The organism is Actinomadura keratinilytica (assembly GCF_039539665.1).
In the GTDB taxonomy this organism is placed as follows: domain Bacteria; phylum Actinomycetota; class Actinomycetes; order Streptosporangiales; family Streptosporangiaceae; genus Spirillospora; species Spirillospora keratinilytica.
Map to the genome: position 1 here is coordinate 1 of NZ_BAABDO010000224.1, position 4,287 is coordinate 4,287.

4 protein-coding genes are annotated in these 4,287 nt (G+C 74.7%); 1 reads left to right on the forward strand and 3 read right to left on the reverse strand.

Annotation, left to right across the window (positions count from 1 at the left end; translation table 11 throughout):
* The 3 genes from ABD879_RS32165 to uraH all read right to left on the reverse strand — a co-directional run.
* Positions 1–669 (reverse strand): glycerate kinase (locus tag ABD879_RS32165; protein ID WP_345025558.1); only part of this gene is annotated, 669 nt, incomplete at its 3' end.
* Between the two features lie 60 nt (positions 670–729).
* Entirely contained in the window at positions 730–2,202 is a 1,473-nt protein-coding gene (locus tag ABD879_RS32170) for an NCS2 family permease (protein WP_345025559.1), read from the reverse strand.
* A 166-nt stretch (positions 2,203–2,368) separates the two neighbouring features.
* Complete coding sequence (gene uraH / locus ABD879_RS32175; RefSeq protein WP_345025560.1) at positions 2,369–2,701, reverse strand: hydroxyisourate hydrolase; 333 nt, start codon at positions 2,699–2,701, stop codon at positions 2,369–2,371.
* 191 nt (positions 2,702–2,892) lie between these two features.
* Here uraH and ABD879_RS32180 point away from each other — a divergent pair, with 191 nt between their 5' ends.
* Positions 2,893–4,191, forward strand: a complete 1,299-nt coding sequence (locus tag ABD879_RS32180; RefSeq protein ID WP_345025561.1) for a helix-turn-helix domain-containing protein — start codon at positions 2,893–2,895, stop codon at positions 4,189–4,191.
* Positions 4,192–4,287: the final 96 nt, after the last annotated feature.

The window sequence follows — 4,287 nt, forward strand, 5'->3', positions numbered from 1 at the left end:
GACGCCCGCGTGCCGGGCCGCCAGCGCGGCGGCGCCGTTGCGGCCCAGCAGCGGCCCCGCCGGGGCGCCCGCCAGGATCACCTCCACGCCCGACAGGTCGGGCATGCCGCGCAGGTCGAGGGCGTCCAGGGAGCGCAGCGCGGCGCCGCCGGGCGGCAGGTCCTTGCCGAGGGCGTCCAGCAGCCGCCCGCCGAGGCCCTGCACCAGCCCGGCGCCGCCGTCGGCGCACGCGCCGCCGTTGACCCCCAGCACGACGCGGCGGACGCCCAGCCGCACCGCGTGCGCGACGAGCTGGCCGGTGCCCAGGCTGGTGGCGGTGAGCGGCTGCGGCCGCCCGCCGGGCAGCCGCCGCACCCCCGACGCCTCGGCCAGCTCCACCACGGCCGTGCCGCCGTTCAGCGCCATGCACGCGTTCACCGGGCGCCCCGTCGGCCCGCAGACCTCCAGCTCCACCCGCCGCCAGCCGGACGCGACGGCGGCCGCGGCGGTGCCGTCGCCGCCGTCGGCCACCGGAAGCTCCACCACCGGCACGTCGGGACGGGCGCGCCGCAGTCCGACGGCCAGGTGGCGGGCCACCTCGGGCGCCGACAGGCAGCCGGCGAAGCGGTCGGGGGCGAGCAGGACATGGCCCGGCGGGGAGAGGTCGGAGGGGGTGTCCGGGGAGACCACAGCCACGCCTTTCACGCCGGGGTTCGGTGGAGCCCTACCTAGTGCTTACGCCACGGGCCACTATTTGACACCCAGAACCTGCTCCACGACGTGCAAACCGAAATAGACGACGAAGACGATCGAGATGACGGGCAGCAGCCAGCCCGCCTCCCGCCACCGGCCGCGGGCGAGCTTGATCACCGTGTAGGCGACGATCCCGGCGCCGATGCCGTTGGTGATGGAGTAGGTGAACGGCATGAACACGATGGTGAGGAACGCCGGGATCGCCACGTCCAGGTCGTTCCAGTCCAGCTTGGCGACCTGGGTCATCATCAGCGCCCCGACCAGCACCAGGGCGGGCGCGGCGGCCTGGGACGGCACGGTGGCCGCCAGCGGCGTCAGGAACAGCGTCACCGCGAACAGCGCCCCGGTCGCCAGGTTGGCCAGTCCGGTGCGGGCGCCCTCGCCGACGCCCGCCGCCGACTCCACGTAGACGGTGTTGGCCGACGAGCTGGTCAGGCCGCCGAGCGCGGCCGACAGGCCGTCCACCGACAGGATGCGGCCCAGCCGCGGGACCTCGCCGCGCTCGGTGACCAGCCCGGCCTCGTCGCTGATGCCGAGGATGGTGCCCATCGCATCGAAGAACCCCGACAGCACCAGCGTGAACAGCACGACCAGCGCGGTGACGAACCCGGCGCGGCCGAACCCGCCGAACAGGTCGACCCGCCCCAGCAGCGAGAAGTCGGGCGCGGCGAACAGGCGGTCGGGCAGCTGCGGCACGACCAGGCCCCACGCGTCCTTCGGCACGGTGGCGACCGCCTCGATCACGACGGCCAGCACGGTCGCCGCGACGATGCCGATGAGGATGGCGCCGGGCACCCGCCGCACATAGAGCACGATCATCACCAGCAGCGCGAACGCGAACACCACCGCGGGCCAGGCGGTCAGCCGCCCGCCGTCGCCCAGCGCCAGCGGGGGGCTGTCGGCCTGCGAGCTGATGAACTTGGCGTCCACCAGCCCGACCAGGGCGATGAACGCGCCGATGCCGACTGCGATGGCGTGCTTGAGCGCCAGCGGGATCGCGTTCATGATCAGCTCCCGCACGCCGGTGACGGCCAGCAGGATGATGATCACGCCTTCCAGCACCACCAGGCCCATGGCCTGCGGCCAGGTCATCACCGGCGCGGCCTGGTAGGCCACGACCGCGTTGATGCCGAGGCCCGCGGCCAGCGCCAGCGGCGTGTTGCCGACCAGCCCCATGACCACCGTGGCGATCGCCGCCGACAGCGCGGTCATGGTGGTCAGCTGCGGGATCGACAGGGCGGCGCCGGTGACGTCCTTCGCCCCGCCGAGGATCAGCGGGTTCAGCACGATGATGTAGGCCATCGCGAAGAACGTGGTGACGCCGCCGCGCAGCTCCCGCGGCACGCTGGTCCCGCGCGCCGACAGCTCGAAGAACCGGTCGAGGGCGCCTCGGGGGGTCGGCGGCGTGGCGGACGGCCCGGTGGGGTCGGCGGGCGGCCTGCCGGGGCCGCCTGTGTTGACGTGCGACATCTTGCGCGCGCTCCGAATACAGGGGAACGGACGATGGGAAGGGTGCGAGTCCCCCTGAGGGAGCACGGAGGACCGCGGGGCACAGGTTAACCGTTCGATACCGCGCCGGTTCCGCCCGGCGGGCCCGCGGTTCGTCGCGCCGGCGCCGGCCGGTCCGCCGGAGCGGTCAGCTGCCCCGGTAGGTGCTGTAGCCGTACGGGCTGAGCAGCAGCGGGACGTGGTGGTGCCGCGCGGCGTCGGCGATCGTGAAGATCACGCAGACCTCGGGGTAGAAGCAGGTCTCGCCCCGTCCGGCGAAGTACGGGCCGGTGCCGAAGCGCAGCCGGTACGTGCCGTCCGCCGAACCGGCGTCCGGCGGGGCGGACCAGCGCCCGTCGCCGTCGGTCTCCGCCTCGGCCAGCGGCCGCCAGGTGTCGCCCTCGTAGCGGTCGAGCCGGACGGGGACCCCGGCCGCGGGCCGCCCTCGCACTGTGTCGAGGACATGCGTGCTCACAGTCATGCCCCCATGTAATACAGGACCCGGTGCGCGAGGGGCGCCCGGCGGCCCCGCGACAGCGGCTCTACAACATACGGCGCAAGATACGCCGCGATGAGCGGCAGCGCTGTACGGGTCGCGCACTATAACCTGCCCTGGTGCGGGGTCTTCGGGTGACCTTCCGCGGCCGGGAGTCATGAGGCGGTGGTGTTGCGATGGATCGGGAGACACTGGGGCAGCGCATCCGGGCGCTGCGCATCCGGCAGGGCATCAGCCAGGCCCAGCTGGCGTTCCCGGAGCTGTCCGACAGCTACATCTCGCTGATCGAGAGCGACAAGCGGGTCCCCGCGCCCAGCGTCATCGACCTGCTGGCCACCAAGCTGAACTGCTCGCCGACCTACCTGGTCAGCGGCGTCAGCGAGGACGTGGTGGACGAGCTGCGCGTCACCCTCGACTACGCCGAGATCGCGCTGCAGAACGGCGCGCCCGCCGAGGCCCGCGCCCGGTTCGCCGAGGTGCTGGCCAACGCCGACGCCGTGGCGCTGCCCGACATGCTGCACCAGGCGCGCTGGGGGCACGCGCTGGCCCTGGAGGCGTCCGGCGACCTGGAGGAGGCCATCGCCGGGCTGCGCGAGCTGACCGAGGAGGCCAACCCCGAGGCCGACCTGGACCACTGGGCCCGCGTGCACGTGGCCCTCAGCCGCTGCCTGCGCGAACGCGGCGACATCAGCGCGAGCGTGCAGGTGGCCGAGGACGCGCTGCGCCGCCTGGCCGCCGGCGGGCACGACGGCACCGACGCGGCGGTGCACCTGGGCGCGACGCTGCTGGCGGCCTTCATCCAGCGCGGCGACCTGGTGCGGGCCCGCCAGCTGGCCGCCCAGATCGTCGAGCGCGCCGAGCGCATCGGCAGCCCGCGCGTGCGCATGGAGGCCTGCTGGGAGGCCGCCCACGTCGCCGAGGTGCGCGGCGACTACGAGGAGGGCGTGACGCTGGCCGAGCGGGCGATGCTGCTGGCGGGCGAGGACGAGGACCCGCGCAGCCACAACCGGCTGCGGGTGGCGTACGCCGGCCTGCTGCTGCGCGCCCGCCCCGAGCGGGCGGAGGAGGCCCGCGAGCTGCTCGGCCGGGTCCGCGCCGAGATCAACACCAGCGCCGACGGGGAGATCGACGTGGCGTGGTGCCTGACCGAGCTGGCCCGCGCCGAGACCGTCCTGGGCCGCCCCGCCGAGGCGGTCGCGCTGGCCGAGGAGGCCCTGGAGCTGCTCGGGGACGCCCCGCGCCGGGCCACCGCCGGGGCGCTGACCGTGCTCGGCGAGGCCCTGGTGCGGACGGACCGCCGCGACCGCGCGGTCGAGGTGCTCACCAGCGCGGCCACCCACCTGGAGGAGATGGAGTCGTCCCGGGTCGCCGCCCAGACCTGGTTCGACCTGGCCGAGCTGCTCGCCGAGACGGGCGCCGCCGAGGAGTCGCGGCTGGCCGCCTACCGGCGGGCGCTCGCCTGCGCCGGCGTCTAGCCCCCGCGCGGCGGACGCCGCGGAACCGCCCGCTCGCCGACCGCGTCCGTGTGTGTTGTCGCGGTTCGGCGAGTGGGGGGTGCCCGGAGGATGTTC